Annotated in this window: 26 protein-coding genes; 11 read left to right on the top strand and 15 right to left on the bottom strand. The window is 70.5% G+C overall.

Going from position 1 to position 25,616, the window contains the following annotated elements:
• The first annotated feature begins 55 nt into the window (after positions 1 to 55).
• Together ACH5AC_RS36190 and ACH5AC_RS36185 are read left to right on the top strand one after the other, a co-directional pair.
• Positions 56 to 979: an oxidoreductase gene (locus ACH5AC_RS36190; RefSeq protein WP_398866591.1), complete on the top strand. Its 924-nt coding sequence runs from the start codon at positions 56 to 58 to the stop codon at positions 977 to 979.
• 89 nt (positions 980 to 1,068) lie between these two features.
• Positions 1,069 to 1,242 carry an ATP-binding protein gene (locus tag ACH5AC_RS36185; RefSeq protein WP_398866590.1) on the top strand — a complete coding sequence of 58 codons (174 nt, stop codon included), beginning with the start codon at positions 1,069 to 1,071 and terminating at the stop codon, positions 1,240 to 1,242.
• Positions 1,243 to 1,329: 87 nt separating this feature from the next.
• Here ACH5AC_RS36185 and ACH5AC_RS36180 read toward each other — a convergent pair whose 3' ends face one another.
• The gene (locus ACH5AC_RS36180) at positions 1,330 to 1,905 is read right to left on the bottom strand and encodes a DUF6262 family protein (RefSeq protein ID WP_398866589.1); all 576 of its coding nucleotides are present in this window, start codon (positions 1,903 to 1,905) and stop codon (positions 1,330 to 1,332) included.
• The gene (locus ACH5AC_RS36175; RefSeq protein WP_398866588.1) at positions 1,902 to 2,192 is read right to left on the bottom strand and encodes a hypothetical protein; all 291 of its coding nucleotides are present in this window, start codon (positions 2,190 to 2,192) and stop codon (positions 1,902 to 1,904) included. The genes ACH5AC_RS36180 and ACH5AC_RS36175 overlap by 4 nt, the downstream gene beginning before the upstream one ends.
• A gap of 297 nt (positions 2,193 to 2,489) precedes the next feature.
• Here ACH5AC_RS36175 and ACH5AC_RS36170 point away from each other — a divergent pair, with 297 nt between their 5' ends.
• On the top strand, positions 2,490 to 3,569 hold the full coding sequence (locus tag ACH5AC_RS36170) for a hypothetical protein (protein WP_398866586.1): 1,080 nt from the start codon (positions 2,490 to 2,492) through the stop codon (positions 3,567 to 3,569).
• A gap of 98 nt (positions 3,570 to 3,667) precedes the next feature.
• Here ACH5AC_RS36170 and tpg read toward each other — a convergent pair whose 3' ends face one another.
• Both tpg and tap read right to left on the bottom strand, forming a co-directional pair.
• The gene (gene tpg / locus ACH5AC_RS36165) at positions 3,668 to 4,225 is read right to left on the bottom strand and encodes a telomere-protecting terminal protein Tpg (protein ID WP_398866584.1); all 558 of its coding nucleotides are present in this window, start codon (positions 4,223 to 4,225) and stop codon (positions 3,668 to 3,670) included.
• A 13-nt stretch (positions 4,226 to 4,238) separates the two neighbouring features.
• Complete coding sequence (tap, locus tag ACH5AC_RS36160; RefSeq protein WP_398866582.1) at positions 4,239 to 6,482, bottom strand: telomere-associated protein Tap; 2,244 nt, start codon at positions 6,480 to 6,482, stop codon at positions 4,239 to 4,241.
• A 164-nt stretch (positions 6,483 to 6,646) separates the two neighbouring features.
• Between tap and ACH5AC_RS36155 the strand changes: the two genes are divergently transcribed.
• From ACH5AC_RS36155 to ACH5AC_RS36135, 5 genes are all read left to right on the top strand, one after another.
• Positions 6,647 to 7,996, top strand: a complete 1,350-nt coding sequence (locus tag ACH5AC_RS36155) for a tetratricopeptide repeat protein (RefSeq protein WP_398866581.1) — start codon at positions 6,647 to 6,649, stop codon at positions 7,994 to 7,996.
• Positions 7,997 to 8,144: 148 nt separating this feature from the next.
• Positions 8,145 to 10,595 (top strand): Helicase associated domain protein, encoded by a 2,451-nt coding sequence (locus tag ACH5AC_RS36150; RefSeq protein ID WP_398866580.1) that lies wholly within the window; start codon positions 8,145 to 8,147, stop codon positions 10,593 to 10,595.
• Positions 10,596 to 10,614: 19 nt separating this feature from the next.
• A complete protein-coding gene (locus ACH5AC_RS36145) occupies positions 10,615 to 10,854 on the top strand; it encodes a hypothetical protein (RefSeq protein WP_398866579.1) in 240 nt (79 codons plus the stop codon).
• Positions 10,854 to 11,231 carry a fic family toxin-antitoxin system, toxin component gene (locus ACH5AC_RS36140; RefSeq protein ID WP_398866578.1) on the top strand — a complete coding sequence of 126 codons (378 nt, stop codon included), beginning with the start codon at positions 10,854 to 10,856 and terminating at the stop codon, positions 11,229 to 11,231. The genes ACH5AC_RS36145 and ACH5AC_RS36140 overlap by 1 nt, the downstream gene beginning before the upstream one ends.
• A 323-nt stretch (positions 11,232 to 11,554) precedes the next feature.
• Complete coding sequence (locus ACH5AC_RS36135) at positions 11,555 to 11,854, top strand: NIPSNAP family protein (protein WP_398866577.1); 300 nt, start codon at positions 11,555 to 11,557, stop codon at positions 11,852 to 11,854.
• Positions 11,855 to 12,381: 527 nt separating this feature from the next.
• Here the strand turns inward: ACH5AC_RS36135 and ACH5AC_RS36130 are convergent.
• The 3 genes from ACH5AC_RS36130 to ACH5AC_RS36120 all read right to left on the bottom strand — a co-directional run bounded on the left by ACH5AC_RS36130 (position 12,382) and on the right by ACH5AC_RS36120 (position 15,207).
• Positions 12,382 to 13,620 (bottom strand): competence protein CoiA, encoded by a 1,239-nt coding sequence (locus ACH5AC_RS36130; RefSeq protein WP_398866576.1) that lies wholly within the window; start codon positions 13,618 to 13,620, stop codon positions 12,382 to 12,384.
• Between the two features lie 676 nt (positions 13,621 to 14,296).
• A complete protein-coding gene (locus ACH5AC_RS36125) occupies positions 14,297 to 14,428 on the bottom strand; it encodes a hypothetical protein (protein WP_398866575.1) in 132 nt (43 codons plus the stop codon).
• The gene (locus ACH5AC_RS36120; RefSeq protein WP_398866574.1) at positions 14,416 to 15,207 is read right to left on the bottom strand and encodes a GNAT family N-acetyltransferase; all 792 of its coding nucleotides are present in this window, start codon (positions 15,205 to 15,207) and stop codon (positions 14,416 to 14,418) included. The genes ACH5AC_RS36125 and ACH5AC_RS36120 overlap by 13 nt, the downstream gene beginning before the upstream one ends.
• Positions 15,208 to 15,306: 99 nt before the next feature.
• On the opposite strand from ACH5AC_RS36120, the gene ACH5AC_RS36115 reads away from it, so the two are divergent.
• The gene (locus tag ACH5AC_RS36115) at positions 15,307 to 15,624 is read left to right on the top strand and encodes an Imm51 family immunity protein (protein ID WP_398866573.1); all 318 of its coding nucleotides are present in this window, start codon (positions 15,307 to 15,309) and stop codon (positions 15,622 to 15,624) included.
• A gap of 25 nt (positions 15,625 to 15,649) precedes the next feature.
• Here the strand turns inward: ACH5AC_RS36115 and ACH5AC_RS36110 are convergent, their stop codons facing one another.
• Together ACH5AC_RS36110 and ACH5AC_RS36105 are read right to left on the bottom strand one after the other, a co-directional pair.
• Positions 15,650 to 16,771, bottom strand: coding sequence for an IS630 family transposase (locus tag ACH5AC_RS36110; RefSeq protein ID WP_398866572.1), 1,122 nt, complete (start codon positions 16,769 to 16,771; stop codon positions 15,650 to 15,652).
• Positions 16,772 to 16,846: 75 nt separating this feature from the next.
• Positions 16,847 to 17,242, bottom strand: a complete 396-nt coding sequence (locus tag ACH5AC_RS36105) for a hypothetical protein (protein WP_398866571.1) — start codon at positions 17,240 to 17,242, stop codon at positions 16,847 to 16,849.
• A 333-nt stretch (positions 17,243 to 17,575) separates the two neighbouring features.
• On the opposite strand from ACH5AC_RS36105, the gene ACH5AC_RS36100 reads away from it, so the two are divergent.
• Both ACH5AC_RS36100 and ACH5AC_RS36095 read left to right on the top strand, forming a co-directional pair.
• Positions 17,576 to 18,934, top strand: a complete 1,359-nt coding sequence (locus ACH5AC_RS36100) for a hypothetical protein (RefSeq protein ID WP_398866570.1) — start codon at positions 17,576 to 17,578, stop codon at positions 18,932 to 18,934.
• Between the two features lie 84 nt (positions 18,935 to 19,018).
• Positions 19,019 to 19,750 carry a DsbA family protein gene (locus ACH5AC_RS36095; protein WP_398866569.1) on the top strand — a complete coding sequence of 244 codons (732 nt, stop codon included), beginning with the start codon at positions 19,019 to 19,021 and terminating at the stop codon, positions 19,748 to 19,750.
• A 906-nt stretch (positions 19,751 to 20,656) separates the two neighbouring features.
• On the opposite strand, the gene ACH5AC_RS36090 is transcribed toward ACH5AC_RS36095, so the two are convergent.
• From ACH5AC_RS36090 to ACH5AC_RS36065, 6 genes are all read right to left on the bottom strand, one after another.
• Positions 20,657 to 21,580, bottom strand: coding sequence for a GNAT family N-acetyltransferase (locus ACH5AC_RS36090; protein ID WP_398866568.1), 924 nt, complete (start codon positions 21,578 to 21,580; stop codon positions 20,657 to 20,659).
• A gap of 1 nt (position 21,581) precedes the next feature.
• The gene (locus ACH5AC_RS36085) at positions 21,582 to 21,971 is read right to left on the bottom strand and encodes a hypothetical protein (protein WP_398866567.1); all 390 of its coding nucleotides are present in this window, start codon (positions 21,969 to 21,971) and stop codon (positions 21,582 to 21,584) included.
• 371 nt (positions 21,972 to 22,342) lie between these two features.
• Entirely contained in the window at positions 22,343 to 22,666 is a 324-nt protein-coding gene (locus ACH5AC_RS36080) for a hypothetical protein (protein WP_398866566.1), read from the bottom strand.
• Positions 22,667 to 22,885: 219 nt separating this feature from the next.
• Positions 22,886 to 24,196 (bottom strand): hypothetical protein, encoded by a 1,311-nt coding sequence (locus ACH5AC_RS36075; protein ID WP_398866565.1) that lies wholly within the window; start codon positions 24,194 to 24,196, stop codon positions 22,886 to 22,888.
• The gene (locus tag ACH5AC_RS36070; RefSeq protein ID WP_398866564.1) at positions 24,193 to 24,804 is read right to left on the bottom strand and encodes an RNA polymerase sigma factor; all 612 of its coding nucleotides are present in this window, start codon (positions 24,802 to 24,804) and stop codon (positions 24,193 to 24,195) included. The genes ACH5AC_RS36075 and ACH5AC_RS36070 overlap by 4 nt, the downstream gene beginning before the upstream one ends.
• A complete protein-coding gene (locus ACH5AC_RS36065) occupies positions 24,801 to 25,115 on the bottom strand; it encodes a hypothetical protein (RefSeq protein WP_398866563.1) in 315 nt (104 codons plus the stop codon). Before ACH5AC_RS36065 ends, ACH5AC_RS36070 begins: the two co-directional genes overlap by 4 nt.
• Between the last annotated feature and the right edge of the window lie 501 nt (positions 25,116 to 25,616).

Genomic DNA, 25,616 nt, shown 5'->3' with positions numbered 1-25,616 from the left:
CGACGCACACATTGTTAATGTTGCCTACATTGTGATCGGTGCATACATTGGGGTCATGGCAAAGAACACGCACACCCAGCCCTGGAACACCACCGACATCCCCGACCAGACCGGCCGCACCACCGTCGTGACCGGCGCCAACAGCGGCCTCGGACTCGCCACCGCCACGGCCCTGGCCGCCGCGGGCGCCCACGTCGTCCTCGCCGTACGGGACACCGAGCGCGGCGAAGCCGCAGCCGCGACGGTGAACGGCAGCGTGGAGGTCCGTCGGCTCGACCTGGCCGACCTCGCCTCCGTGCGCGAGTTCGCCGACGCCTGGCACGGCGACCTGGACCTGCTCATCAACAACGCCGGCGTCATGAACGTCCCCGAGGGCCGCACCAAGGACGGCTTCGAGACCCAGTTCGGCACCAACCACCTGGGCCACTTCGCGCTGACCAACCTGCTGCTGCCCCACATCACCGACCGCGTAGTGACCCTGACGTCCCTCGCCCACAAATCCCCGGGCAGCCCGCGCATCCGGTTCGACAACCTCGACCTGACCGGCGAGTACAGCCCGATCCCCGCCTACAGCCAGTCCAAGCTCGCCAACCTGCTCTTCACCCTGGAACTCCAGCGGCGGCTCACCGAGGCGGGCTCACCCGTACGCGCCCTCGCCGCGCACCCCGGCTTGGCCGCCACCAACCTCCAGGGGCACGACGCCAGCCCGCTGCGGCGCGCCCTCATGCGCCTGGGCAACCGGCTGATCGCCCAGGACAGCCACGCCGGCGCACTCCCCACCCTGTACGCCGCCGTCCAGGACCTTCCCGGCGCGAGCCTCGTCGGCCCGGGCGGCATGTTCGAGACCCGCGGCGCCCCGACCCTGGTCGGCCGCTCCCCGGCGGCCGCGGATCCGGCCACCGCCCGCCGCCTGTGGACGGCGTCGGAGGAGCTCACCGGCGCCACCTTCCCGGAGCCGACCGCGGCAGTTCAATCCTGAAGCCGTGGCCGACCATCGGGTCGGCGACCTGCGACGGGGCAGGTGGCCGCACTCGGTGGCACGGAGGCTCGGCCAACACCGGTGCAGTCATGGTGACCTCGAACCAGCCCCAGATCGCTGGGGAGAGACCTTCTCCGAGGACGTCGCCCGCCGCGATCCTCGATCGGCTGCTGCACCATTACGACGTTGTCGCGATCAACGGCCCGAGCTACAGGCTCAAGAACCGCCTCCAGGCCCTCGCGCGCGAGACCGAAGCGGCCTGACAGCCGGGGACGTTCAAACGTACCGGCCCGGCCACACCGGAGAGTACGCGGACACGAGCGGAATCGCGCCGGGGGTGGTCTGCTCGGTCATGGCGGTCCCTGTTCGAGAAGTTGGTCTTCGAGGTCAGCGATGCGTTTCTCGGCGAACCGCAGGTTGGAGCGGGAACCTTCGAGTCGCTCTTGGAGTGAGCGGTGTTCTCGTGTCATCTGATCCAGCCGGCGCTTGAGGGTGACGTTCTCGGCGAGCACAGCCTGGACTGAGCCGCCGGGGACGGCCTGCTCGGTGTCTCGCAGCTGGCCCATCAGCTCGCCGATCTGCTGACGCTGGGCGAAGACCGCCTGCTGAGTACGGGTGAGAGCCTCCTCGGCGTTGAGCGCGCGCTCGCGCCAGGACGCCTCGATGCGGTCGTGTTGCTGCTTGGTATCGCCGTCGCGCCGTCGGCTGGCATCCGCGATGACTCCTTGAACCAGGGCGCGGGCCTCCTGGTTCTCGTAGCAGAAGGTGGCTGATACTCCGGCCCGTTCGGCGATGCCCCGGACGGTGAGTCGGTGACGTTCGCGCCGTAGCTGGCTGATGGCCTTGTCGAGTTGGGCGAGCTTGGCTTGAGTCTGACGCCGCCGGGCGGCGATGGCTGCCGTGGTCGAGGTGGACGCGGCCGTCATGCGGCCTCGTCGTTCTCGTCGCTGCCGGTGGCGGCCAGGTCGGCGGTTCGAAAGGCGGTGGCCCAGACGCGTCCGAAGTAGTCCTGCGGTCGGCGCAGGTCGAGTGCGAGCGCCTCTTCCAGCAGGCCGGATGCGGCGAGGGCTCGTTCCAGACCCTCGATCGCGCGGGCGGTGGGCTCGAAGACGTCGTGCAGGTAGTCGGCTGTTGCTGGATCGGGAGCACGTTCGGCGAGCGTGCGCCACTGCTCGCGTTTGCGGTGCCAGTAGAGGAGATCGGCGCCAGACAATGACGAACTTGTCGCAGCTGTGGCAGTTGAGGTTGAAGGGGCATGCCTCCCCGCTGACGACGGGCTGGAAGGTGCAGAACCCTCCGTCGGCGGGTGCGGATCTGCGGCTCAGGTCGATGGCCAGGCTCTCGGCTTCTTCCCGGCTCATCGGTTCCCCCGCCGACAGTAGGAGGCCGGGTTCTGCCGAGCTGGGGCCGGCGACCCGGACGATCTGGAGTGCCTGCTCCATGCGCGGGTCGGTGTTGGCGAGGTGAAGAACGGGAGACGCTGACGGCCCTGGAGGAACTCAAGGGCCGCATGCGGGCCGTGACCACCTTCGCCGATCCGCTGCGCCAGCGCGTCGCCGTCCTGGAGGGAACGCACTCCAGGGCCCGGGAAGAGGAGAAAGCGGCCCAGGCCGCCGTCTCCTTGGCCCAGCGGGCCATCAAACGTGCCCAGCAGCAGCCGGGCACCGACCCGGTGCCGCGCTGTCCCCCCTGCACGCAGCCGCTGACCGGCCGGATCGTGCCTGAGGGGGTGTGTGGTCTGTGCCTGTGCGAACTGGACCCCGGGGCGCGGGACGAGGTCGTGCAGGCAGCCGAAGCCGCGCTGGCCACGGCGCAGCAGCGGGCCATCGAGGCGGCCAAGGCAGCCGGTGAGGCCCAGGATTCTCTTGCTCAGGCGCGGGCGGAGCTGGAGGAGCGAACCCGCCTGGAGATCGGGCCGCTGGCCGGGCAGATCGAGCAGCTCTCGGCTGCCCATGCCGGCGCCCGCACCCGGACTGGCATGCTCGAGCGGCAGCTCGACCCGCACCGGCGGCTGCTCGAACTGCAGCGGCGGCTGCTCGAACTGCAGCGGGCGCTGCGCGCGGCCGAGGAAGAACTGCGCGGTGTGCGCGAGGACATCAAGACGCGCAAGAACCTCCTGTCCGGACGCCAGGCCACCCTGGCGGAGATCGAGGAGCAGTTCGCAGCCATCATCGGCGGCCTGTCGCTGCCCGGAGAGCCTGGTGCGCGCATCGATCAGAACTCGCTCCTGCCGAAGGTCAGGGCAGGCAAACTCACAAAGGTAGGCCACGGTGTCCGCACCGCGATCAACGTGGCCTACCGGATGACATTCCTCAGCCACGCGCTGGTCACCGGAGCCACCGATCTGCCGTCCCTGCTGATCATCGACTCACCGCGCAAGAACGTCGGGTACGGCACCGAGGACCAGCAGCTGATCGCACGGCTGTACGCGCACTTCCTCGACCACATCGCCGGCGCCCGAAGCGACACGCTGCACGCACGCCCGCACCAGGTCATCATCGTCGACAACGACCTGCCCTCTCTGCCCGCGCAGCTGCGCCGTCAGATGCACACCATCGAACTCACTCGGGACGATCCGCTGGTGCCCTGACCCGCGCCACGCGAGCACGATGGAGACGGACGCCGCTCTCGGACGTGGCCGCGGCGGCATGCCGGGTGCGGAGACCCGATGTCCAGCGCACTGACCGCCTACAGCTCGAACTGCAGGTCGACGATGTCCTTGAGTTCCACTTCGAGGCCGTGGGCACGCCGTCCGCCGTCGCGGAAGTACACCTCACCCAACGCCTCGGCCGCGACTTCGCGGAGGTCGTCCTCGTCGACGCCTGCTTCCTGGGCTTGAAGGAGGCGGGCGGCGTGCCGGGGCGGCAGGGCCAGGGTGAGGTGACGTACGCGGGCCTGGTCGGTGCTGCCGCCGGCGGCGGTGTAGCCGAACCTCGCCTGCACATCGATCATGATGCCGCTCGTGGTGGCCGCGGCCTCCTTCGCCTTCGCCCTGATCTGCGGCTGCCAGCGCACGCGGACCTCACGCTCCAGCCGGTCGGCGAGCTCCGGCCGGGGCCTTTTGATCTGGTTCTTCACATACCGCTCCACCGTGCGCTGGCTGATGCCGAGCAGCTCGGCCACCGGCATCGTCCGGCCGCCGTGCTTCTTGAGGAGGTAACGCATCTGCGCTCCAGCGGACTTGGGGATGGGCCGGGTGAACGCGCCCTGCACCGCCCTGTCGAGTTCTTCCCCGACCGTGACCATCGGCGTAACTCTCCTACTCTCCAGTGTCCTTGGCGGTGACCTCGCCGGTCTTGATGTAGCGGGCGAGGTTGGCGACATGGCCGTCGGCGCCGAGCTGCTCGAGCACGTCAACCCCCCACAGCACGCTCTGGGTGCCCTCGTGCTTGACCATCCCCGGGGAGACCCCCAGCCGGAACGAGCCCGGCACGGTCTTGCCGTCGGCTCCGTAGGGCAGGACGTGAAGCGGGCTGGGGCCGTCGGCGGCGTACACGGCGCAGTCGGAGAGGACCGCGACCGGGTAACGGTCGGTGGCCGCCGCCAGGTGGAGCATCTTGCGGTGCATGTTGACCCGGGCCCGGGAGATGACGGTCGCGCGGATGTCCGGGCGCCACGTCGGCCGGGCGAGCGCGGGCCAGGCATGCCCCGGCTTCCAGCCGCCGCCGCGCGCCTTCTCCTGCAGCTTGCCGATCCCGCCCTTCACGGTCATCTTGACCGCGTCCACCACGATCCCCAGCTCCGCATCACGCTGCTTGTAACCGTCCATCGCTTCCAGGAACTCCGCCGGGGCCAGTTTCTCGCCTACGCCGAGGTCCGCCATGGTGTCGACGTAGGCATTGCGCAGCCGCTTGTACCAGCCGTCCAGGAACCGGCCGCTCTCACGGCGTAGCCACGCCTCCAGGGGCGCGACGTCGTAGCCGAGTTCGACGGCGTACGCCACGGTGGGCGTGGCGTACCAAGCCGGGCCCTCGGGGCGCTGGCCGGTCGGCGTGAACGGGCTGGGCAGCAGGTCGGCGTCGAGCTCACGCCACTGCTTGCCGACCTTCACCCTGGAGGGGTCGACGTGGGAGAGGTCGACCAGCCAGGAACCGGGCAGCGCCGCATCGAAGACCGGGTTGGTGACGTGCACGGGCGGCGACGCCAGGCCGACGACCGCGCCGTTGGCAGCCGCACCGAACGCCAGGTTCACGTCGATGCCGACCAGGTAGCGCTGCATGCATTCGGCATCGGTCAGATCCCGCGCCCAGTCGTATGCCTCCTCGAACAGCCTCTCGCCGGGGCCGCGCACGTGGAACCGGGGCAGGCCGGCCAGGACGGGGTGGCCGTCGGTCGCCTCGCACGGCGCCGGGTCCACCGGCTGAGTGCCCAGCGAGCCGGGCCGGTGCTCGGCATGCCGCCGGCCGCTCTCGTCCGGCTCGCTCGCACGGGTCGGCGGGTTGAGCGCGGTCATCAGCTGCAGCCCTGTCACAGCGGTGGAGCCGACCGGGGTCATCACCCGGGCCGCGTACACGCCCAGCACCCGGGCGAGCTCCGCGGGCTCCAGCTGCGCGGCATGGCCCCAGGCGCGGTCGTCCAGGGCACGCCACGAGGGGATGCACAGCTGCACGCACTGCCGTCGACTGCCCTGGGCGGGGCGGTAGATCCGCGCCCACGGCCCGAACCCGCGCTTGGTGAGCTGCCAATCTGCGCGCTGAAGCTGCCTGATGAGCTTGTGCCCCTCCGGTAGCCGCCCGGCGAGTCGCTCGGACTCGGACAGGGCAGGGGGCAGTCCGTAGCGTTCGCACGCAGCCTCGGTGAGCACCAGCAGCGGGTCGGCGTCCTTCCCGCAGCCGTGCAGCCTTTCCGCCCCGAGCCGGGCCTCGGCCAGCGTCCACTCCACCAGCGCGGGCAGGGATTTGGCGGGCACGTCCAGGATCAGGCCGCCGATGCCGTAGCCGGTCACCTGCTTCTCGGTGTCGGCGTCGAGGACGAGCAGCGGACCGTGCGCGTACGGCCCGCCAGGCGCGGGCGTGCCGGCCGGAGCGGCCTTCGGCGCGCCCGGGCGGCGTGAAGTCTGCGGCGGCCGGACGGCCCGCGCCGGACGCGATGCTGCGGCCGGTGCGTGAGCGGCTGCGGGCGACGAGGACGGGGCACTGCCGGGCGCGGTCACGGTCGCAGCCTCAACAGCTCCGCCCGCGGGCCCGGTCTGCGCCGTGGGCGCCTGACTGCTGAACGTCTTCGGTGCCGCGGTGTCCTCCTGCGGGGCGGCGGTGGTCTCGGCAGCGGGGTAGAGCTGTGTGAGTTGCTTGAGCAGGCGCGCGTACGCCTCTCGCTCCGGCGGCCGCGGTTCGGTCCTGCCCGACTCCCAGCCGCCGACGGTTGCTCGCCGTACGTCCAGGGCGGCGGCCACCTCGTCCAGGGTGAGCGCGTGGGCCTGGCGCAGACGCTTGCGCTCCGCCGGGGGCGGCAGCGGGGAACGGGACGCGACCAGCGCGTCGACCGCATCGAACAACTCGGACATGGGACACCTCCGCCTCCGACCCTACTCCATGGGCCGTACCTATCGCGTACGGATCGCGTACATTTTGCGTACGGAAGGCATTCACGCGTGGTGGGCTTCCTGACCGGAGGCTGCCCTCGGGTGTTGCAGGCCGATGTCGGAGGCGGTGGTTAGGGTGCGCTGTCATGGACGCTGCTGATCTTGACTACCGGGCTCGGACGTTGTCCGGCTGCATTCCTGCGCCCCTGGTCTCCCGGCTTCTTGAGCTTGATCACGGTGAGGAGGTGGAGTTCCAGGCCCGCCGTGGGGAATGGTTCTGCGCACGGGAGTGGGCGCGGCTGCTGGGTGACCAGGGCCGCCAGGCCGAGGCGTTGGACGTGCTTGTTCCGTACGTCGTCACGGGCTGGTGGCCGGCCGCCCGGACCCAGGCCGAGCTGCTGGAGAGCTGGGGGCGGGCTGAGGAGGCGATAGCACTGGCCCGGCCGTACGCGCAGGCTGGAGGGCTCGCGCTGGAGTTCTTCGCGCACCTGCTGGCCCGCCACGGCCGCAAGGACGAGGCGGTCGTGTTGCTGAGCGGCGGGATCGAGGACCAGCTCCTCGCCACCGCTCTGGTCGACGTTGCCGAGGGGACAGGGCGGGACGAGGACGTCGCCGCGCTGCTGGCCGCCCGGATCCCGGCCCAGCACCGGTGCGACGAGCCGTGGTGCTGCCGCGGCCTCGACCCTGACACGGCAATCGGCCTGCTCGCCGCCATCCGTGAACGCCAGGGCCGCATCGACGAAGCGATCGCCCTGCTGCACACCCGGCACATCACCTCCGTCAACAACCGTGATCAGCTGGCCAACCTGCTGGCCAGGCACGATCGGATCGAGGAACTGCGCGCGTACGCAGCCTTTGAGAACCACGGGCACGCCGCGCAGCGCCTCGCCGAGGTGCTGGAGGAGCGAGGTGATGTGGAAGGCGCGATTGCCGTGTACCGGCAGGACGACTCACCACTCCGCCGGTACCACGGTGCGTTGCATCTGGCGCGGCTCCTGGCCCGGCATGGCCGGGGCGCTGAGGCCATCGAGATGATGCGGGCGCTGGCGGACTCATCCGGCGGCGAGGACTGGATCGCTGGCACGCTGTGCACCCTGTACGCCGACCACGGACGCACCCACGACGGCCTGGCCTACCTCGACGCCCTCAAGGCGCGCCGCGACGGCGAGGAGGAGTGGGACTTCTTCAGGATGCGGCTTCGACTCATGGCCGACTGCGGCCTGCTCGATGAAGCAATCGAGCGGGCGCGGGCGCACCCCGAGGGCGACACCTGGTACGCGGCCTGGACCATCTCCGACCTGCTCGCCGAGGCCGGACGGACAGAGGAGGCGGTCTCCGTCCTCGAACCGCACGCCTCCGCCAACCCCGGCCCTCTGGCCGGCCACCTCATCGACCTCGGCCGCGTCAAGGACGCTGTGGCGCTCCTTCAGCAGCGCCACTCCGAGCCGGTCGCACCCGTCTGGACCGGCGCATTCTCCACCGAACCCCCGTTCTGACCGCGCACTCCGGCCGCACCCGCCGGTGGGGAACCACGGTCCAACTCCGCAGAGATCGGTCAGACTTCGCTGAGAGGTGACGCCTCTTCGTCGGCCTCGCCGCCTCCCCGGCCCGGCCGTCGCCCGCTTCGGATCGAGGAAGAGCTGTATGACTGTGGTCGAACTGCCGCGGCCCGGCCGTCCCGGGAAGCCGCGGCTCTTCCCCGACCAGGCCGAGGCCGTCAAGCGGCTGGTACGGCATCTGCGGCGCGCGGGGACGCGGGGGCTGTTCGTGTCGGCGACGGGCACCGGGAAGACGCTGGTGTCGATCCGGGTGGCGGACGGACTCGGCGCGCGGCTGGTGCTGGTCGTGGTGTCGACCCTGGACCTGGCGGCGCAGACGGCTCTGGCGTGGCGGCGGGACGGCCACGGCGAGCACATGGTGATCGTCTCCTCCCTGGACACGAGCGGCCGGGACGACTTGGTCGCGGCGCGCGTCATGTCGACCACCGACCCCCACGCGCTGGGCGGGCTGATGTCGGTGGTGGGCCAGGGCGAGGACCAGATCCCCGCTTTGACGGTGATCTGCACCTACGACTCCCTGAACAAGATCGAGGAAACGCGGAACACGGGGTACGCGGTGCCGCCGTTCGACCTTGCGGTCATGGACGAGGCGCACCGGATCGCGGGACGGGCCGACAAGAAGTGGGCCATCGTCAACGACGCCCAACGCATCCGGGCCGACCGCCGCCTCTACATGACCGCCACCCCGAGGACCTTCGCCGCCCCCGAGCTGGCCGAGTCCGCCGACACCACCCGCCCCCGCCGCCGTGCCACCGGGCCGAACCGGGACATGGACGTGGACGCGTTCGCCAACTCCATGGACAACGAGGCCGTATACGGGAAGAAGGTCTTCGAGTATCCCCTCGCCCAGGCCGTCGAGGACGGACGGGCGGCGGACTACCGCATCGTGGTGCCCACCCTCACCGACGCCGACCTGCGCCGCCGCCTCAACCTGCCCACCCCCGGCACTACCCCTGGCGACGGCAGCGGCGAGGAGCCGGACAGCGCGCTGCGCACCACCGCCCTGCACCTGTCCGTCCTGCGCGCCATGACCGAACACCACCTGCAGAAAGTCCTGGTCTACTTCAACCTCGTCTCCGACGCCCGCCGCTTCGCCCGCGAACTCCCGCACACTCTGCGCCTGCTGGCCCGCACCGATCCCGGCCTCGTCCCGGATATCACCCCCCGGCTGTTCTTCGCCCACGGCGAGCACACCCCCGCCCAGCGCGCCGACACCTTCGCGGCCTTCGCCGCCGCCGACTGCGCGATCCTGACCAACTCCCGCCTGATCGCCGAAGGCGTCGACATCCCCAGCGTCGACGCGATCGTCTTCGCCGACCCCACCCGCAGCGTCATCCGCTGCGTCCAGGCCCTCGGCCGCGCCCTGCGCCTCGATGTCTCCGGCAAGACCGCCAGCCTGATCGTCCCCGTCTACGTTCCGCCCGGCGCCGACGGCGAGAACATCCTCGGCACCGCCTACGAGCCGGTGTGGGCGATCGCCTGCGCACTGGCCGGCCACGACCACCGCATCCTCGAGCGCCTGCCCGACAAGGCCAACCGCCTGCCCAAGGAGACCAGCGACGTCATCCGGCGCCGCTGGCACTTCGACTTCACCGTCCACCCCGAACGCATCGCCCAAGCGATGGACCTGGTCTCCTTCGACCCCCGCGACCCAGTCGTCTCCCGCTCCCGCCGCCTCGGTCTCGCAGCCGCCCAGTCCTACCACGACCAGTACGGCCACCTCGACGTCCCCGCCGACCACGTGGACCCCACCGGCTACACGCTGGGCACCTTCATCACCACCATGCGCGACGCGGCGAAAGCCGGCCGCCTCGAAGCCGACTGGATCGCCGAACTCGACGCGCTCGGCATGATCTGGGATAAGCACGACGCCGCCTGGCGCTCTCGTTTGGCCGCGGCCGCCGACTACCTGCGCACCCACGGCCACCTCGCCGCCCCCGCCACGACGTCCGTCGGGGCCTGGCTGGCCGAGCAACGCCACCTCGCCGGCCGACAGGAACTCGCCGAGGAGCGCGCCGACGCCCTGACCGCCCTCGACGCCGACTGGCGCCTGCCCCACGGCGCGGACTGGCACCGCAAGTACCACCTGCTGCGCGCCCACCTCGCCGACGGCGCCGACCCCGGTGCGCTGTCCCGCGACACTCTCCTGGCCGGGGTGAAGATCGGCTCCTGGCTGCACCGCCAGCTCACCACCTGGCACACCCTTCACCCCGGCCAGCAGCACCTGATGACCTCTCTCGGTCTGACCCCCGAGAGCAACCCGCTCAGCCCCGCCCGCCGCGTCCGCCGCACCTTCGAACAGACCGTCCAGCTCCTGGAACTCTTCCTCCACCGCGAAGGACGCGCCCCCGCCGCCCGCGAGACGATCCGCGTCGACGGCGACACGGTCAGAATTGGCGCCTGGCTCGCCAAGACCCGCACTAAGCACAGGGCCGGGCAGCTCGACGCCGGTCACGAACGCCTGGTCGCCGCCCTCTTCGATGAGGACTGGACGGACGAGACCGCTGCTCCCGCCGTGGGCCCCGCCTCGTGGTAACGGCTGTTACCATGCTGGTATGGCGAAGACACAACTGGGCGCACGCGTGGATGAGGGCGTTGCGGAACTCGCGAAGAAACGCGCCGCCGACCTGGGGCTGAGCATCGGGGACTACCTCGCCCGGCTGGTAAGGGACGATGCCAGCGGCCTGCGCGCCCGAGCGGTGGACGCAGCAGCCCGCTTCCTGGCGGAACACCAGGCGGTCTTCGACGAAGCCGAGGACGCCCAGCAGGCACCGCGAGGAGCACGTGCGGCCTGATGGACCTGCACATCGACGTTCCCTGGATCCTGCAGGTCGCCGAGACGGCCGGGGCGAACGATCCGGCCCCCGACGACTACGGCGTTCCCGTCTCGGCGGTCGCCCGTCACCAGGCCGAGCTGTTCGAGCAGCCTGTCTACGACGGCCCCTACGCCAAAGCCGCCGCCCTGGTGCACACGCTGGGCCGGTGCCGCTGGCTGGAGCGCTCCAACATGGCCGTCGCCGCAGCGTCCGGCGTCATGTACCTCGAAGCCGCAGGGATTCCCGTCAAGCCCGCCCGCGAGGACGCCATCGCCCTCAAGGACCTGCTCCTCGACCCCGCCTGCACCGCCGGGAAGATCGCCGCTCTGCTGCGGACCTGGCCCACCGCCACCTGACACCCGCAGGCCCGCCACCACCACCCGGGGCGGCGGGAACAGGCCGCTCCGCAGGGTGATGGAAGGCCCCTTTCACTGACTGACTGACTGCCCGGCCGCGGGCCGAGGCGCCCTCCGGAGGCCGACCCTCAGGCTTCCGGATCACGTCCGTCCCCGATGCGGGAGCGATCAGGCCCGGCCGTGTCTCCAGTACGAGGGCGAGAGCTTCCGCCAGCCCTCGCCCTGTAGAGCGGGTGATCGGGTCCCGCAGCAGAGTGACTGGGATCATGAGAGCCTCCACGCCGACTCGGCCCCAAGGCCGCCTACTCGGAGAGGACGTCCGCATGCCGAAGACCGCACAGTTGCGTACGTACACCGTCCGGGACGGTCTGCTCGACGAGTGGGTGGAGCGGTGGCGTGCGGAAATCGTGCCGCTGCGACTGGAGCTGGGGTTCACCATCGCAGGGGCCTGGGTGGACCGGGAGCACAGCCAGTTCGTCTGGCTGATCTCGTACGAAGGCCCGGAGACCTTCGCCGAGCGCAATGCGTTGTACTGGTCGTCCCCTCAGCGCAAAGCGATGGGCCTGAACCCGGACGACTACCTTATTCGCACCGAAGACCGTACGGTCGACGCGGTCTACTGATCACACCATCGCTCAGGGGGCGAGGGCGAGCGGCAGCATCTGCTGCCGCCGTTCCTCGGAAGTGAGGGTACGGAAGACTCTTCCCCGGGCGGTCGCCTCCAGCCGGTCATAGTCCGGTTCCGCCCGCCACACTCGTGCCGCCCCGTCGGCCGACCCCGTGCGTGCAGTTCACCGTCCTGCCCGGGCCGGGTACCTGACACTGCGCGAGCTCGGCCGGTCCTGGCCCCGGGCGGCCGACTGGTGATGACCCGCGCCTCGCGGCGGGGTACTGGTTTTGGTGAGCGCGGCGGCTATGAGGGTGTCGGATGGCTGCCTTGCGGCTCGGGCCATGCCCGGGCGGTGGACGCGCCCTGCGACGGTGCCGCCTGGTCGGGCGGGGCTGGTCCCCGCGGCCCGGCGTCACCAAGCCGGGCCGCTGCTGCTGCTCGGCGTCGGGCACTGCAGGAGGCTTTGCCGACTGCGCCTGGCCGGCCGGGCGCGGAGCAGAAATGCCACGGCAGGGCCACCACGCGCTCGAAGACACCAAGTCAGCGTCGCGGCCCGGGGCCGACGCGCTCGTAGGTGCAGTGCTTGGTGACCGGGTTCAGGACGGCGACTTTCAGCTCGGACTGGGCGGCTGTCTCGATACGGCAGAGCCAGGCCCGGCCGGGGACCAGGATCGTCAGATCCGCAGGCCACCGGGCGAGCGCTGAGGGGTCAGGACACACCACGCCGGCCAGCTGGAACGCGCCTGCCTTGCGCGGCCGGCTGTAGAGGAGCAGTCCGTTGCCGTGGGCCGGGCTCTGGACACCGCACTCGACGGCCTTGCCGGAGGCGGAGCGGACCAGGTGCATGAACGCGGGCCACAGCGCGCCGTCCATGCCCGCGTGCTCGAAGAAGTCCGCCAGCCGCTCCTGCTCCGCCCGCTGTTCCCAAGCCTGCTCCTCAGCGGCCAGCCGGCGCTGTTCCGCGGCGACGGCCCGCTGCTCCGCAGCCCGCCGGCGCTTTTCGGCCGCAGCCGCCTGCAGGACCGCTTCGGCATCGGCCTCCAACCGGGCCCGGGCGATGGCCAGGCGGACATAGGAGCGGGCGGTCCACCACACCGTGCCGTCCGGGCCGGTATGGGCATGCACCCGTCCCTGAAGAATCCACCGGATCGCATCGTCGAGGGAACAGCCGATGTGCGTCCACGCCGCCTTCGTCTTCGCCGTGCGCGGCGCCGCCCAGGTGAAGCGCGCCATGCCATGGCGCACCGTCCATGCATCCCCGCGGTTCCTGGGGGGCGCCACCCGCAGGGAGGCCACGCCGCGCTCCCACGGCCGCTTCTCCACCGAGACCCAGCACACCGCCACACCATCCGCCGCGTAGCGATCCGTCCGCATCCGCGCGTCCTGCGGCGTCATGGGTGACAACTGCGCCTCCAGCGCCATGAACGGCCGGTCCTGCCCATCGAAGACCAGCACGTCGGCACGCCATGTCCGGGCTTCGTTGCAGACCTCCAGCTCAGCTCTGAAGCCCGCCGCCCGGGCGGCAACGGCCAGCTCCAGCTTCAGCAGGTGATGTTCCGGCGACTCGTTCGCCAGCTCGCAGTCGTGCGGCCGCACCTGGTGGTAGAAGTGCCTGGCACGGTGGGGGGAGACGCGCGCGAACACCCTTCCCCGGCACTGCGGACACGCCAGCTCCAGCCCCTTCACGCGGTGGACATCCGCCCAGGACCGGCCGCACCCCAGATCGTCCAGCGACGCATCCAGCCGGCCCCAGCCCGCATGCAGAGCGGTGTACCCCATCGGCCCCCCACCTGTGCCCGACAAGGACAGCATCCCCTCGCACCGTGACGCCGATACACCTGTTTTCCAGAGCAGGGCAGGGAGATGACCGGCCTGCGGGGCCTCTGGCCACAGGGGCGGCTTCCATGCCGGGCGAGGAGTGCAACAACGAACCCCGGAAGACGGGTGAGGACCATGCCACAGCCAGCCCCATCATGCTGCTGCCCCCTGCCCGGGCAGCCACGTGCGCCCCCCGTACGCCGCACCGCAGCACGAGCCTCAAATAGGGACAGACATCCCTGCCGCGCAGGCAGGTGGTCCTGCCCAGGCTTGTGCTGCCGCCGCGTGACGCTGCGAGCCTCGGACACGCCGGGTTGCCCCGGCGTCTGCGCCTACCGCAGGCGCTGATCCCGGCCCGGAGTAGGCGGGAACGAGGGCTGTTGCGGCGGTACGGCGGGCGACTGCGTGAACCGGGAGCGCTCCGCCTGGGCAGCCAAGAGCCGCTCTGCCACGGCACGGATTTCCTCGGCCCGGTCAGCGTACGCCGGTTCGGCGGCAGGCTGTTCGTCGTCGGGTGACAGCCGGAAGCCGGCCTCGTCGTAGCGGGCCCGGTAGGCCGCGCTGGCGTGCTGCGGCCAGCGCGGTGCGATGGCGGCGGTGACCGGCGGCGTGAAGCAGAGGTATGCGTCACCGCCGGCTACCCGACCGAGCGCCAGGCCAGTGAGGACAGCTCGACCGCGATGTCGGCGCCGGAGACGAAGTCCACGCTGGCGGGCAGGGCGTCGAAGGCGGGCGGGTGATCGGTCGAAGGCAGGCTCAGCGTGAACACCAGGTGGGTGGTGGGCCGCGCGGGGACCGTGTCCTGGAAGATCTCCTCGTGGTAGGCGTCCTCGAAGGCCGCCTGCTGGGTGCTGTTCCAGTAGGTGCGCGGCAGGTTGCCGTGCCCGACGTGCTCCAGAAGGGCCGCGCCCCGTCTTGAGGCGTCCTGGGTATGGTCGTGGACATAGGCGTGCAGAACAGGCGGCAGGAACAGCCGTGTCGCGCCGTGCAGCTGCCGTCCGACCGGGTCCAGCCCACATCCTGCACCGGCACGTAATGGCGGGCGTAGCCGTCCGCCTCCTGCTCGAGCCGCTCGCCGTAGCGGTAGACGTCCTGCCGGTGGCCGTCCAGCAAGTAGAAGGCGTTCAGGTGCGCATTCTGGGCCTTCTCGGAGGCCACCTCGACCGCGTCGAAGTAGACGGCCCACTCCGCGGGCGGTCTGTTGTGGATGTTGCGCCGCGGGGCGGGATCACGGTAGCTGTTCCACCACCAGGTCCCCTCCGCGGTGCGGGCACCATGGTTGATCCACGCCGTCGGGTAGACCTCGTACAGGGTGTCCATGAGCAGGCTGGCCACGCCGCGCCGTTGGAAGTCGGGCTGGACATTGAGCATCCACACCTTCACGGCCTGACCGTCGGGATGGACGTGGACATCGAGGTGCCCGGCGACTGCCTGGCCCACCAGTGCCGCCAGGCGGCGCCCCGCCCAGGGGATGCCGGTGGGGATCTTCCAGTCGGTCAGCCACAGCGACAGACCTTCTTCGGGCAGGTCCGCCTCATCTCCGGACACGGCTAGTGCTGTGACCGGAAAGGTTCGCCCGGGTTAGGTGCGGACGAGCAGTTTGAATGGGCTGGGCAGTCTGTGTGCCGGGAGTGGGAAGATCGCGGCGTGACTATCACCCTGCATGACTTTGATGGTGAGCACTCGCTGACGCTCGATGCCGGCGACCTGGCCGCTGATGCGGCAGTGGTTGCCGCCGGACACGAGCCGAACGGGTACTTCTGGGAAGGTCTTGTGCAGTTCGCCTGGCCGGATCTTGCTGAGCGCCTCGACTTCGACAGCGAGGGCGGCATGTTCTGTGCACTCGGGAGCTTGAGTGACCTCGCGCAGCTCAAGACTGCCCTTGAGCCCGTGATCTCGAGCCCCAGCGCGGTTCGCGAGCTTGTTGCCCGTGCGGAGACGGCAGGCTTTGAGTTCGACGACTGATGCTGTGCCCAGCAGGTCTGCCGGTTCAGGCCGCAAGCTGGAGAGATCTGCCGCCCCAGCGGATGTGTTTCTCGCTGCGGATGCGTGCGCGTTCGCGTCGTTGGGCGGCGAGGACGTCCGGGTGGCGGGCGTTCTCGTTGCGCCAGCGCAGGTAGGCATGCAGGGCGCGCGTCTGGACGGTGTGGTTGGGGTGGTTCGAGTTGGCGAGGGTGAACTGCCGCAGTGGCCCGAAGTGGGCCTCGATCGGATTGGCCCAGGACGCATAGGTCGGGGTGAAACAGAGCTCGACCTTGTTCCGGTCGGCCCAGCGGCGGATCCGCCGGTTCAGGTGCGCGGACAAGTTGTCGAGGATCACGTAGATCGGGGCGCCGTCCGGGCGGGCCGCGCGGATCGACCGCAGTGCCGCCCAGGTGTGGTCGATGCCCTTGCGGCGGCGGACAACTCCCCAGAGCCGGTCGTCGGCGACCGAGTAGCAGCCGTGGAAGTAGGTGATGCCGTGGGTGCGTCGGTAGGTCGCCGGCAGCCGGTCCGGATTCGACCGGGGAGCCCAGCACGATCCTGCGATCGGACGGACGCCGAGTGGTCCGAACTCGTCCAGGGCGAAGGTCCGGTCCGGCCGCTCGGTGAGCGCGAACTCGATCCGGTCGAGCTTGGCGTCGAAGTCCGGGTCCGGGGACTCCTTCCAGGTCTTGGTGCGTTGGAAGGAGATCCCGCGGCGGAGCAGTAAGCAGCGCAGGGCCTCCCGGCCGATCCTCACCGGGCGGGCGATGTTGCGCCGCAGATGCTCGGCGAGCTTGCGGATTGACCAGTGGGTGAAGGGCTTGCCCAGCACGGTGGGCCGGGTGGTGGCCGCCTTGATGACGAAGTCCTCGTCCTCAATGCTCAGCAGGCGGGGACGGCCTCCCGCCCACCGAGGGTCCAGGCAGGCCAGCCCCACCTCGTTGAACCGGTGGATCACGTCCCGAACGGTGTCCTCGTCGGCCTGGACCAGCCGCGCGATCACCGGAACCGGGCTGCCGCTCGACGAGGCCAGCAGCATCATCGCCCGCCGGAACCGCACCGAACTGGTGCTTCCCCGCCGGACGATCCGCTGCAGCTTCTGCCCCTCCTGCTCGGTAAGCCGGCGAACCCTAACCGGTGATGCCATACCCGCCCCCTTGCCGAACGCCGTCACTGGCACCCAGCACAACGAGCAACCCGGCAAAGGTTCCCGGTCACAGCACTAGCTGGCCGCTTCGGATGCCCCGGTGACGGCGATGACACGGCTGTGCGCCGTCCGCAGGCCGGGCAGTTCGGCAAGGGCGGCACGGACGTTGTCCTCCAGCCGCTGGGCGCCCTCGCGGCCGGCGACACCGGGCCAGGAAGCCGCGTCGATGGTGAGCGCGCACTGCATGACGACCTCTGCACGCCCAGGAGCCGTCACCGTCCTCGGCGTGGACTGGGTGGCCACCCGGGCCGTGCACGCGACATCACCCCGCGCATCCGGCTCAGACCGGCTGTCGAAAATGATCTGGCCCGCGCCGCCCAGTGCGGCCATCAGCTGGCCGACTGCCTCGGGTGGTCCGCTGAGCTGGACTCTGGTGTAGGAGGGGCCCGGCCCCTGGAAAGGCGTACTCACTGCTGCTCCCATGCTTCGCGGGTGGACGGTTACACGACCACAACTTCCCTCCACCGCCCGCTGGTTCCCCCCGGGTCCGCTGGCCGCGCGCGCCGACCGTGTTGCCGGGACCACCAGGGCGCGCCGTCCGCAGCCGCCGCGCACCAGCTGCCGAGCCGACGCAGCGTGCGCCGCACCCGGGTCCGGCCCCCGGCGCGGACCCTGGTTGATGATTGCTTTCCGTCCCGCGGGACATTTCACCGGCCCGGCATCCGCACGCCCGACTACCTGCAATGCTGGCAGCCCCACAGCCCACCGGCACAACGCGGCCGAAAAAAAATGGGGGAGAGGCAGATGCTGGACGCCGACCTATTGAAGCACCCCGTGATCCGCGAATGCGTCGACGCGCTCGTCGACGGCCGGGGCGGACTGGTCGTCTACGAGCAGGGCCTGGGGGGCCGGGAGACACTCGTGGCAGCGGCCGTGAGGATCGCCGCCACCACCGGCAAGACACTGACGATCGTCGACGCCGAACTCCTCAGGGAGGCAACCGCCCACCTGGCCACGCAGCTTGACCTGGCCGAGCACACCTTCCTGTCTCCCGCGCAGGCCGCGATCTGGCCGACAGGATTCGACCCGGACGGAGTGCTGGCCGTCCACGGGGATGTCCTGCGCAACCAGGACATGGTGGAGCCGCTGCGCGCCGCGGCCCGGGCCGCCAGCCTCCACGGGCATCTCGTCGTCGCCCGCCACCCCTACGGCAGCAACAGCCTCGACACCTACACCGCCCAGTTCCGCCAGATCACAACAGCGGGCTTCATACCGGCGCCTGCAGCGGCGGACAGCAACGGCCCGGACACGCCGGGGCCGGTCGCCAGTCGGGTGCAATCCCCGTCCTGGCAGGCCCAGCAGATCTGGGAGCCGACCTGGATACCGCACGAGACGGACCTCCCGGCAGAAACCCTGGCGCAAGAGTGGATTGCGGCGGGGGAGTCGCTCACGCCCACGCCGACGGGTCTCAGCGAAGAGGTGCGTGACCGCGGACGGTCCTACCAGGCGGCATGGCGGCAGCTGCGCCGGACCCAGCCGGACGCGCCGGATTCCGGCCCCGTCTCCTCCCCGCCGGACTCCGACGGAATCTTCTGGGTGCCCCAGGAACAATCGGCAGGAAGCCCGGACATCTGGGCAGACCTGGAAGCCAAACGGCAGTTCCTCACTGCCCGCGCGGCCGCGCGCACACGCTCAGCACCGGACCCACAACCCGGCACGCCCCCGCAGCAAAACCAGGCGTATCAGGACCTGGACGACAGCCCCGCCCCCAGTGCCACCCAGCGCATGACCAAGCTCGATTCCGACGAGCAGCCCGAAACCGACCGAGAGGGATCAGCCCAGCGCAGGCAGCGAGCCACGGAACTCCCCACCCAGGCTGAACCAGCCAGCTCGGCAGGCGACGAGCCGGCCATCTCCTACGAGGAGTTCAGCGCATGGGCCGAGAACCCCGACGCACAACAGGCGGTCCAGCAAAGGATCGCCGAAGTGCAGGCGGACACGCTCCAGCGCCTTGAGCAGGCCGCCGCAGCCCTTGCCACACCCCTGCACGACCGCCCGGACCAATCCCGCGCCAACCCGCCGGGCGGGAACGACCCCGTACAACGCGCCGCACGCGAAGCCCACACACCCACGGCACCTCCCTCGCCGGGCCCCCGCCCGTAATAGCGGGCCTGGGAGGCTTTTTGGTGGTGCGGTTGTCGTACGGATGATCTAGGGTCGCGCTGTTCTCAGGGGAGGGGATGACGCATGGGACGTAGGGACCGTTGGGCTGTGGTGTGCGCGGCCGCGGTGCTGGTGATGGCGGGGTGCGGGCAGCGCGAGGCGCAGTACGGCCCTGACTTCGCGAGCGCTGAGGAGCTGCCGGAAAGGCTCAGTGCGGACGGCATCACCATCACGGTGGGCGATCCCGACGCGCCGGTGACAGTGCACCTGTATGAGGATCCCCGCTGTCCGTACTGCGAGGAGTTCGAGACCACCGGCGGCGGTCCGCACCTGCGGGAGGCGATGCTCGACCGCTGGGCCAAAGCCGAGTACACCCTCGCCTCCTTCCTGGACGACCGGGTCGGCGGCACCGGGTCGAAGAAGGCGGTCAACGCACTGCGCGCCGCGCTGGAGGAAGGCAAGTTCGTGGAGTACCACGAGGTGCTGTACGCCAACCAGCCCGAGGAGAGCGTCGACGGCTACACCGACGCCTACCTGCTGGAACTGGCCGGCCAGGTGGAGGGCCTGCGCGGCCCGGAGTTCGATGCGGCCGTGAGATCCATGAAGTACCGCTCCTTCGTGACTTCCTCTGAGAAGGCCTATGAGAAGGCCGGGGGAGCACAGGAGCCCGAAGGCCCCGGTACGCCCACCGCGGTGATCAACGGCAAGCGGATCCCCTTGGAGTACAACGCCCTGCTCCTGGAGAGCGACGTCTTCGCCAAATTCCTGCAGATGGTCTACGACAAGCCGGGAGAGTGGGAGAACACCACGTTCTGAACCACCAGGCCCTGCGCCGCAACCTCTGCGCCGCGTGGTCGTCACCGATCGCGGACAAGGCGGCCTCGTACTTGCGGATGCGTTCCTCGCCGGCCAGCCACCGCACGTTCGCCGCCACCATCTTCTCCGGCGGCGCCAGGTGCCGGTAGGTGAACCCCACCGCCGCACACACGGCGGCAAGCACCGCGGCCGCCCGCGCTATCTCTGGTGCTGGCTGGTGGTCAGGCATGTGAGCCATGTTGAAGTTCAGCAACATGCCTGTCGGTTATCCGGGGGCTGGTCAGCCGTCCCGCCGAGTGGGCCGCCGCCCATGCCGCCCTCAACAACCCGCACTCCGGGCGCCAGCCCCGGGAGTTCTGTACCTCCTGGTGCCGTGGGCCGTGCCAAGTTCCTGGGCAACAGGGGCCTGCTGCCCGGCGGCCCGGACGTGCTGCTCCCTCGCCGCGCCTGCGCCTGGACCTGCCCGACGACGCGGAGATTGTGAGCCTCACACCCCGTTCCCCCGGTAGATGCACACCTTGTGCGAGGACGAGAGGCTTGAGCGCGCCCGGCGGCTCTGCACCGGCCTCGGACAGCTCATCCGCTCCCCGGGTCGGTTTCACGCGCGCCGGCTTGGTCCTTGCGGGTGCTGCCCGGGTGCAGGGGGCTGGGGCTGCGGCACGGCCGTCTGCGGTGGTGCGGACGGTGGCCGTGGTGTCCGGGCACGGGCGGCCTGGCCCCGCAGCAGCCGTTCGGCCATGGCCTGGATCTGGGCGGCCCGGTCGGCGAAAGGCCGCGCGCCGTCCCGGGCCGCAGCACGCAGGAAACCCTCCTCGTCGTAGCGGGCCCGGTAAGCGGCACTGGCCTGCTGCGCCGAGGCAGGGGCGATGGCGGCTGCGACAGCGGGAGTGAAGCCAGCCTGATGGGTCACGTGCGGCCGGTCAGCCCGGCGCCAGGCCAGCCCGGTGACGTCGACCGCCACGTCACCGGGGTGATCGAACTCCACGCTCGTCGCCAGTGCGCGGGCCGCAGGCAGGACCGAGGCATGCAATGGGGCCAGGGTGAACACCACGTGCGTAACGGGCGGTCCGGGCGGCCGGCGGTCGAAGAGGTCCTCGTGATGGGCGTCGGCGAACGCGGCCTGCCGGGTGGTGTTCCAGTACGCCTCCCGCGGCAGGTTGCCGTGCCCGAGGTGTTCCAGCAGCGCCGCGGCCCGGGCGCGCGAGTCCTGCGTGCGGCGTGCACGTACTCGTGCACCGCGGGCGGCAGGACCAGCCGGGCCGCACCGTGCAAGGGCTGAGCGCCCGGGTCGACGCGCACCGGCGTAACCGGCCGGTAGGCGGCAGCGTGCAGGGCCGCTTCCGTCTCCAGACGCTCGCCGTAGCGGTAGACGGCGTCCCGGTGGCCGTCCAGACCGTAGTAGTTGTTCTGGTGCGCGTTGTGGGCCTTGTCCGAGGCGACGTCCACCGCGTCGAAGTAGCTGGCCCACTCGGCGGGTGGCCGGTTGTGGACATTGCGCTGCGGCGCCGGCTCCCGGTAGCCGTTCCACCAGCGCGCACCGTTCTCGGTGCGCCAGCCGTGGTTGATCCAGGCCGTGGGATGCGCCGCATACAGCGCGTCCATCAGCACGCCGGCCAGACCGCGCCGCTGAAAGTCGGGATGCACGCGCAGCATGACCACCTTCACCGCCTGCCCGTCCGGGTGCAGGAAGAAGTCGAGCTGTCCCGCCACGCTCGAGCCGACCGACGCCACCAGATGGCGCCCCAGCCACGGGATCCTCGTGCTGACCTTCCACTCCGTCAGCCACAGCGCCAGCCCCTCCTCGGGCAGACCCTCCGCATCCGCGGCCACGCTAGTGAGCGCCCGCCGAGGACACCACGGCCACCAGCCTGCTGGCTACCACCTCGCGTACGCCTTCCACCGCGGCGAGCGCGGCCGTAGCGTCCTCCTCCAGCCGCCGGGCGCCCTCGTCCTGCCCGAGACCGGGCCGGCGCACCGTGTCCAGACGCAGCGTGCTCTGCACGACCACCTCCGCCTGCCCGGCCTGCTCCCCGGCCGCCTCGTAGGTGACCACCTTCGCCGTGCACGCCACGTCACCGCGCACGTCGGGCGCCGAACGGTGATCGAAGATGATCTCTCCCGCTGCGGCGAGAGCGGCCATGAGCCGGGCGACCGCCTCCGGCGGCCCGCTCAACTTCACGGCGCTGTAGGAGGGCTGTGACGTCTGAAACGACTCACTCACGGCTGGCTGCTTTCCTGGACTGCGGACGATTCCAAAGCGTGAACTCCCCCTACCGCACGAAGAGTTCCCCAGTTGGGCAGGGTCCGCTCTCGGTCCCGGCGCGGACCCGATCCGACAATGCATCCCCCGAATCTTCCTGTGATCCGCATCGCGGCAGCTCCGGGTTTTCAGAGCTCATCGGAGCCGGCCGGCAGCCCTCCGAGGCGTAAGAACCGACCGATGCCATCCGCCGATGGGGCCACAGAGGGCCCGGCCGGACCAGGTGGTACGAGATCTTGTCGGCACCCTGCTCGTCCACCAGCCGGCCGGTTCAACAACGTCGCCTGGATCAGCCCCAACGCGCCGCCCTCGCGGCCAAGACGGACGGCCTCCTACTCTTCGTACGGCTCGTGGGCGGGCACCTGCCCGTCACTGCGCCGCTGCCGGTCCCCGCTGAGCGCGACAATCCGGTGAACGGGCACGGAGCTGGCCGGGTGGCCGCCCGTGGGGGAGAACTCCACCCGGCCGATGCCGGGCTCGAATGCGGTCACCGTGCCGTACAGCCGGTGCAGCAGGGTCTCGTCACGCATCCCGCACTCGACGTCCAGGCACAGCATCCACTCCTTGAGCCAGTGGACGGGCAGGTTCTCCATCTCAGCGGCTGCGGGGCCTGGGTGATCGTCGTGGGGGACCCAGCTGTACTTGCCGACGACCACGCCACCTGGCCAGCGCCCGGCCGGCCACAGCAGAGCTGGACGCGGCCGGAATGCACCCTGCGTTTCGGACGGGTGGCGCCGCGACCGGACCCTACGCCGACCTCTGCCACCTGGCCGCCTTGGCCCACCGATCCTTTGAATGCGCTCCTGACGCTGCGGCGCGCCGCAAGGCCAACTGGCAGGGCGCAAGCCAGGCGTCCCCCGACTGCACCACCTGTTTCACCGGCCGGCCGCACGCGCCGCCTCCTCCGAGTCGGCAGTGTCTGACGTGCTGCTGTCCGCTCCTTCCTCGGCACAGTCCAAGGCGAGGCGATAAACCGTCCGAACACCTCCGTCTTCCTGCACCCCGGCGGCGGCATAAGCCGCCAAGAAAAGCTCATCCCCCCAGGCCGCATCGCACCTGGTGACGCTCTTGAAGCTCGCCAACTGCGCGCCCTTTTCTGCAGCCGGGGAGACGAGCAGCGGTCCAACGACGAAGCGAGCTGCGGAAGTGCTCTCCTGCTGCGGATGCCAGTCCTCTGCGACCGTCACCGTTGCGTCCTCGCTGCTGCAGCGCACCCACAGGACGCCCGAAAACTCCGTGCGCACCCGGGACACCCACAAGGGACGCCGGATTTCGTCCATGTCCGCCGGGAAGCAACGCTCCGGCAGGTGGTCCGCAAAAACGGTGAACAGCTCGCGGGCGGCATACAGCCATGCCTGCCGACCGTCCACGCCCGCCTCATCCAGGGAAGTGTTCAGCATGCGTACCCCGCCACGCGCCCGGTTCGACCCGTCGACGACCTCCCGGCGTGCTTCCACACCGGTCCGAGTGGCCTGGACTAGAGCTTCGTCGACGATCTGCTGCGCCTGACGGCGTGCCTCGTCCAGGAGAGTCTCGGCTGCCCAGCGGGCCTGCTCCTGGATCTGCTTGGTCTCCTGCTGTACCTGCTGTGCCTCACAGAGCAGCCTCGCGACCGCACGGCGCGTCCTCTCAAGCCCCCGCTTGGAGTCCAACTGTTCCCGCAGAGCCTTTTGCCGTGCTTCGGCAAGCAGGTCCTCGGCCGCCGAGCGGGCCTCCTCGGTGATCTGCCTCGCCTGTTCCCGGGCAGATGCCGTCACGTCCAGGCAATCCAGGACCGCGGCCCACTTCTCGAAGCCGCCGCCGGCCGGGGGAGGCGACGGGATCGTCGCGCTCGGAGCCGGGCCGGAGAAGCCGACGGCCGTGGCCCGGCCGGCAGCAGGGCTGGCCGGCTGGCCGGCATCGATCTCCTCGAGGGCCTCCTCAGCACCGGGGACGCTGTGGTCGGCGGCCACGCGCAGCCACCGCTTCGCCGCGACGTAGTTGCCGCGCCGGTGGTACTCGTGGCCCAGCGCGTACGCCTCGTGGCCCAGCACCGCTGCATCGGCCTGTGCCCGCAGCCGGGCCTGCTCGTGGGGGCTGTGGTCCTTCAGCCGCCGCATCACGGCGGCGAAGCCGTCCGCCTTCTCGGCCGGGCTCAGGGTGAGGGGCTCGTGCTGCTTACCGTCGTGGTCCTGTCCGAAGTTCACCGGTGCACCTCCTTCGCCGTCCCGGCGGTTTCGTACCCGTCCAGGCGTGGTGACTGCCGCAGTTTGCGCAGCGCCGCCTTCAGGATCTTCTTCATGTTGTCGATGCCGGTCCCCAGGACCTCGGCGCACTGCGCTACCGGCAGATCGGCCACGTACCGCAGCATCAGGGCCTGCCGCTCGCGCTCGGTCAGCCCGGCCAGCGCCGCGCCGAGATCGACGCGCTGGACGACGTCCGCGAGCTCGTCGCGGGAGCCCCCGTCGGCCGCGGCCTCGGCGAGTTCATGGGCCTCTACGGTCAGGACCCGCCCTTTCCGGCGGAGATGATCGTTCAGGCGGCAGCGGGCGATCTGATACAGCGTCGCCACCGGCTTGGGATGCTCGGGATTCTCCGGCCACCAGGTGAAGAACTCCTCGAAGACCTGGCCGAGGATCAGCTTGCCGTCGTCTCGGCCGGCCTTGCGGGCCAGGAACCTGAACACCCTGTCCACGTGGGCTTCGTAGAAGGCGGCGAGCGCCGCCTCGTCGACCACCGGGATACCGGCGCTCGGCCCGCAGGGCCCGGCCGCGTCCGGGACGAGCCCCGCTCCTGAAGGGTCTTGCACGGTCACCGGCGCCGCCTCGCCGCGATCGTACGGCCGTCCACCGGCGCCCCGCGCCTGCCAGACACCTCCGGGCGGGGCACCGCAGCGGACCGGGTGCCCGTCAAGGACCACACTCCGACCCCACCGCGGTGTACTTGGATCTCCCGCTCGCCCCCGGCGACCTCCGCCACCATCTCGGCCAGCAGCTCCTGCTCACGCTCGCGGCGCTTCTCGCGGGCAAGCTGCACCCGTCTCCACTCGCGCGCCCCGATGGCGACCAGCGTGGCCAGGAGGACCATCACCCCCTCGGGCATCAGCATCTCCTGCACCGACTTCACCGCCCCGTTCCTTGACTCACGTGCCCTTCCATCATGTTCATCGCGCGAGCAGCCCGCGGCGGGTACCGAAGAATCCAAGATCTTTTACGAGGCACCCTCACCGGCCCCGCCGACCGGCCCGTGCGCCCCGCTCCAGGCCGCGGTCTGCTCGCGCCGCGCACGGGGTCACGTCCCCCGAAGCCGGCCGTGCCGGTCTTGCCCCGGGATTGGAAGACGTACGGTCCGCCGCGAGTTGACGAGCGCCTCGTACAGCCCGTCCCCGAGCCGGCGCGGGACCCGCACGGTGCGCCAACCGGCATGCTCGCCGCCCGCCCCATCCGGCAGTACGGCGAAATCTTCGCCCCGGCACCGTCGCCTGGCGTGTGGGCCCGCCTCGGAATCAACGTCTTGGCTGCGTAGGTGAGAAGGGGGAACGTTTGTAGACGAGTTGCAGGAGCAGTCGCTTTTGCTGGTGTTCGGAATATTGATGAGTTTTGGAAACGCTTGCCCGGCGTGTTGGCG

Source organism: Streptomyces sp. NPDC018693, assembly GCF_044391385.1.
GTDB lineage: Bacteria > Actinomycetota > Actinomycetes > Streptomycetales > Streptomycetaceae > Streptomyces.
Note: the sequence above shows the minus strand (reverse complement) of the source record. Positions and strands in the feature narration are given on the sequence as shown.

Bases quoted from the DNA above. Each gene is read 5' to 3' on its own strand.
- tap (WP_398866582.1), bottom strand. From the start codon at position 6,482: ATGTCCGAGTTGTTCGATGCGGTCGACGCGCTGGTCGCGTCCCGTTCC.
- ACH5AC_RS36135 (WP_398866577.1), top strand. From the start codon at position 11,555: ATGCCGAAGACCGCACAGTTGCGTACGTACACCGTCCGGGACGGTCTG.
- tpg (WP_398866584.1), bottom strand. From the start codon at position 4,225: ATGGTCACGGTCGGGGAAGAACTCGACAGGGCGGTGCAGGGCGCGTTC.
- ACH5AC_RS36190 (WP_398866591.1), top strand. From the start codon at position 56: ATGGCAAAGAACACGCACACCCAGCCCTGGAACACCACCGACATCCCC.
- ACH5AC_RS36170 (WP_398866586.1), top strand. From the start codon at position 2,490: ATGCGGGCCGTGACCACCTTCGCCGATCCGCTGCGCCAGCGCGTCGCC.
- ACH5AC_RS36155 (WP_398866581.1), top strand. From the start codon at position 6,647: ATGGACGCTGCTGATCTTGACTACCGGGCTCGGACGTTGTCCGGCTGC.
- ACH5AC_RS36180 (WP_398866589.1), bottom strand. From the start codon at position 1,905: ATGACGGCCGCGTCCACCTCGACCACGGCAGCCATCGCCGCCCGGCGG.
- ACH5AC_RS36130 (WP_398866576.1), bottom strand. From the start codon at position 13,620: ATGGGGTACACCGCTCTGCATGCGGGCTGGGGCCGGCTGGATGCGTCG.
- ACH5AC_RS36100 (WP_398866570.1), top strand. From the start codon at position 17,576: ATGCTGGACGCCGACCTATTGAAGCACCCCGTGATCCGCGAATGCGTC.
- ACH5AC_RS36110 (WP_398866572.1), bottom strand. From the start codon at position 16,771: ATGGCATCACCGGTTAGGGTTCGCCGGCTTACCGAGCAGGAGGGGCAG.
- ACH5AC_RS36140 (WP_398866578.1), top strand. From the start codon at position 10,854: ATGGACCTGCACATCGACGTTCCCTGGATCCTGCAGGTCGCCGAGACG.
- ACH5AC_RS36150 (WP_398866580.1), top strand. From the start codon at position 8,145: ATGACTGTGGTCGAACTGCCGCGGCCCGGCCGTCCCGGGAAGCCGCGG.
- ACH5AC_RS36095 (WP_398866569.1), top strand. From the start codon at position 19,019: ATGGGACGTAGGGACCGTTGGGCTGTGGTGTGCGCGGCCGCGGTGCTG.
- ACH5AC_RS36185 (WP_398866590.1), top strand. From the start codon at position 1,069: ATGGTGACCTCGAACCAGCCCCAGATCGCTGGGGAGAGACCTTCTCCG.
- ACH5AC_RS36145 (WP_398866579.1), top strand. From the start codon at position 10,615: ATGGCGAAGACACAACTGGGCGCACGCGTGGATGAGGGCGTTGCGGAA.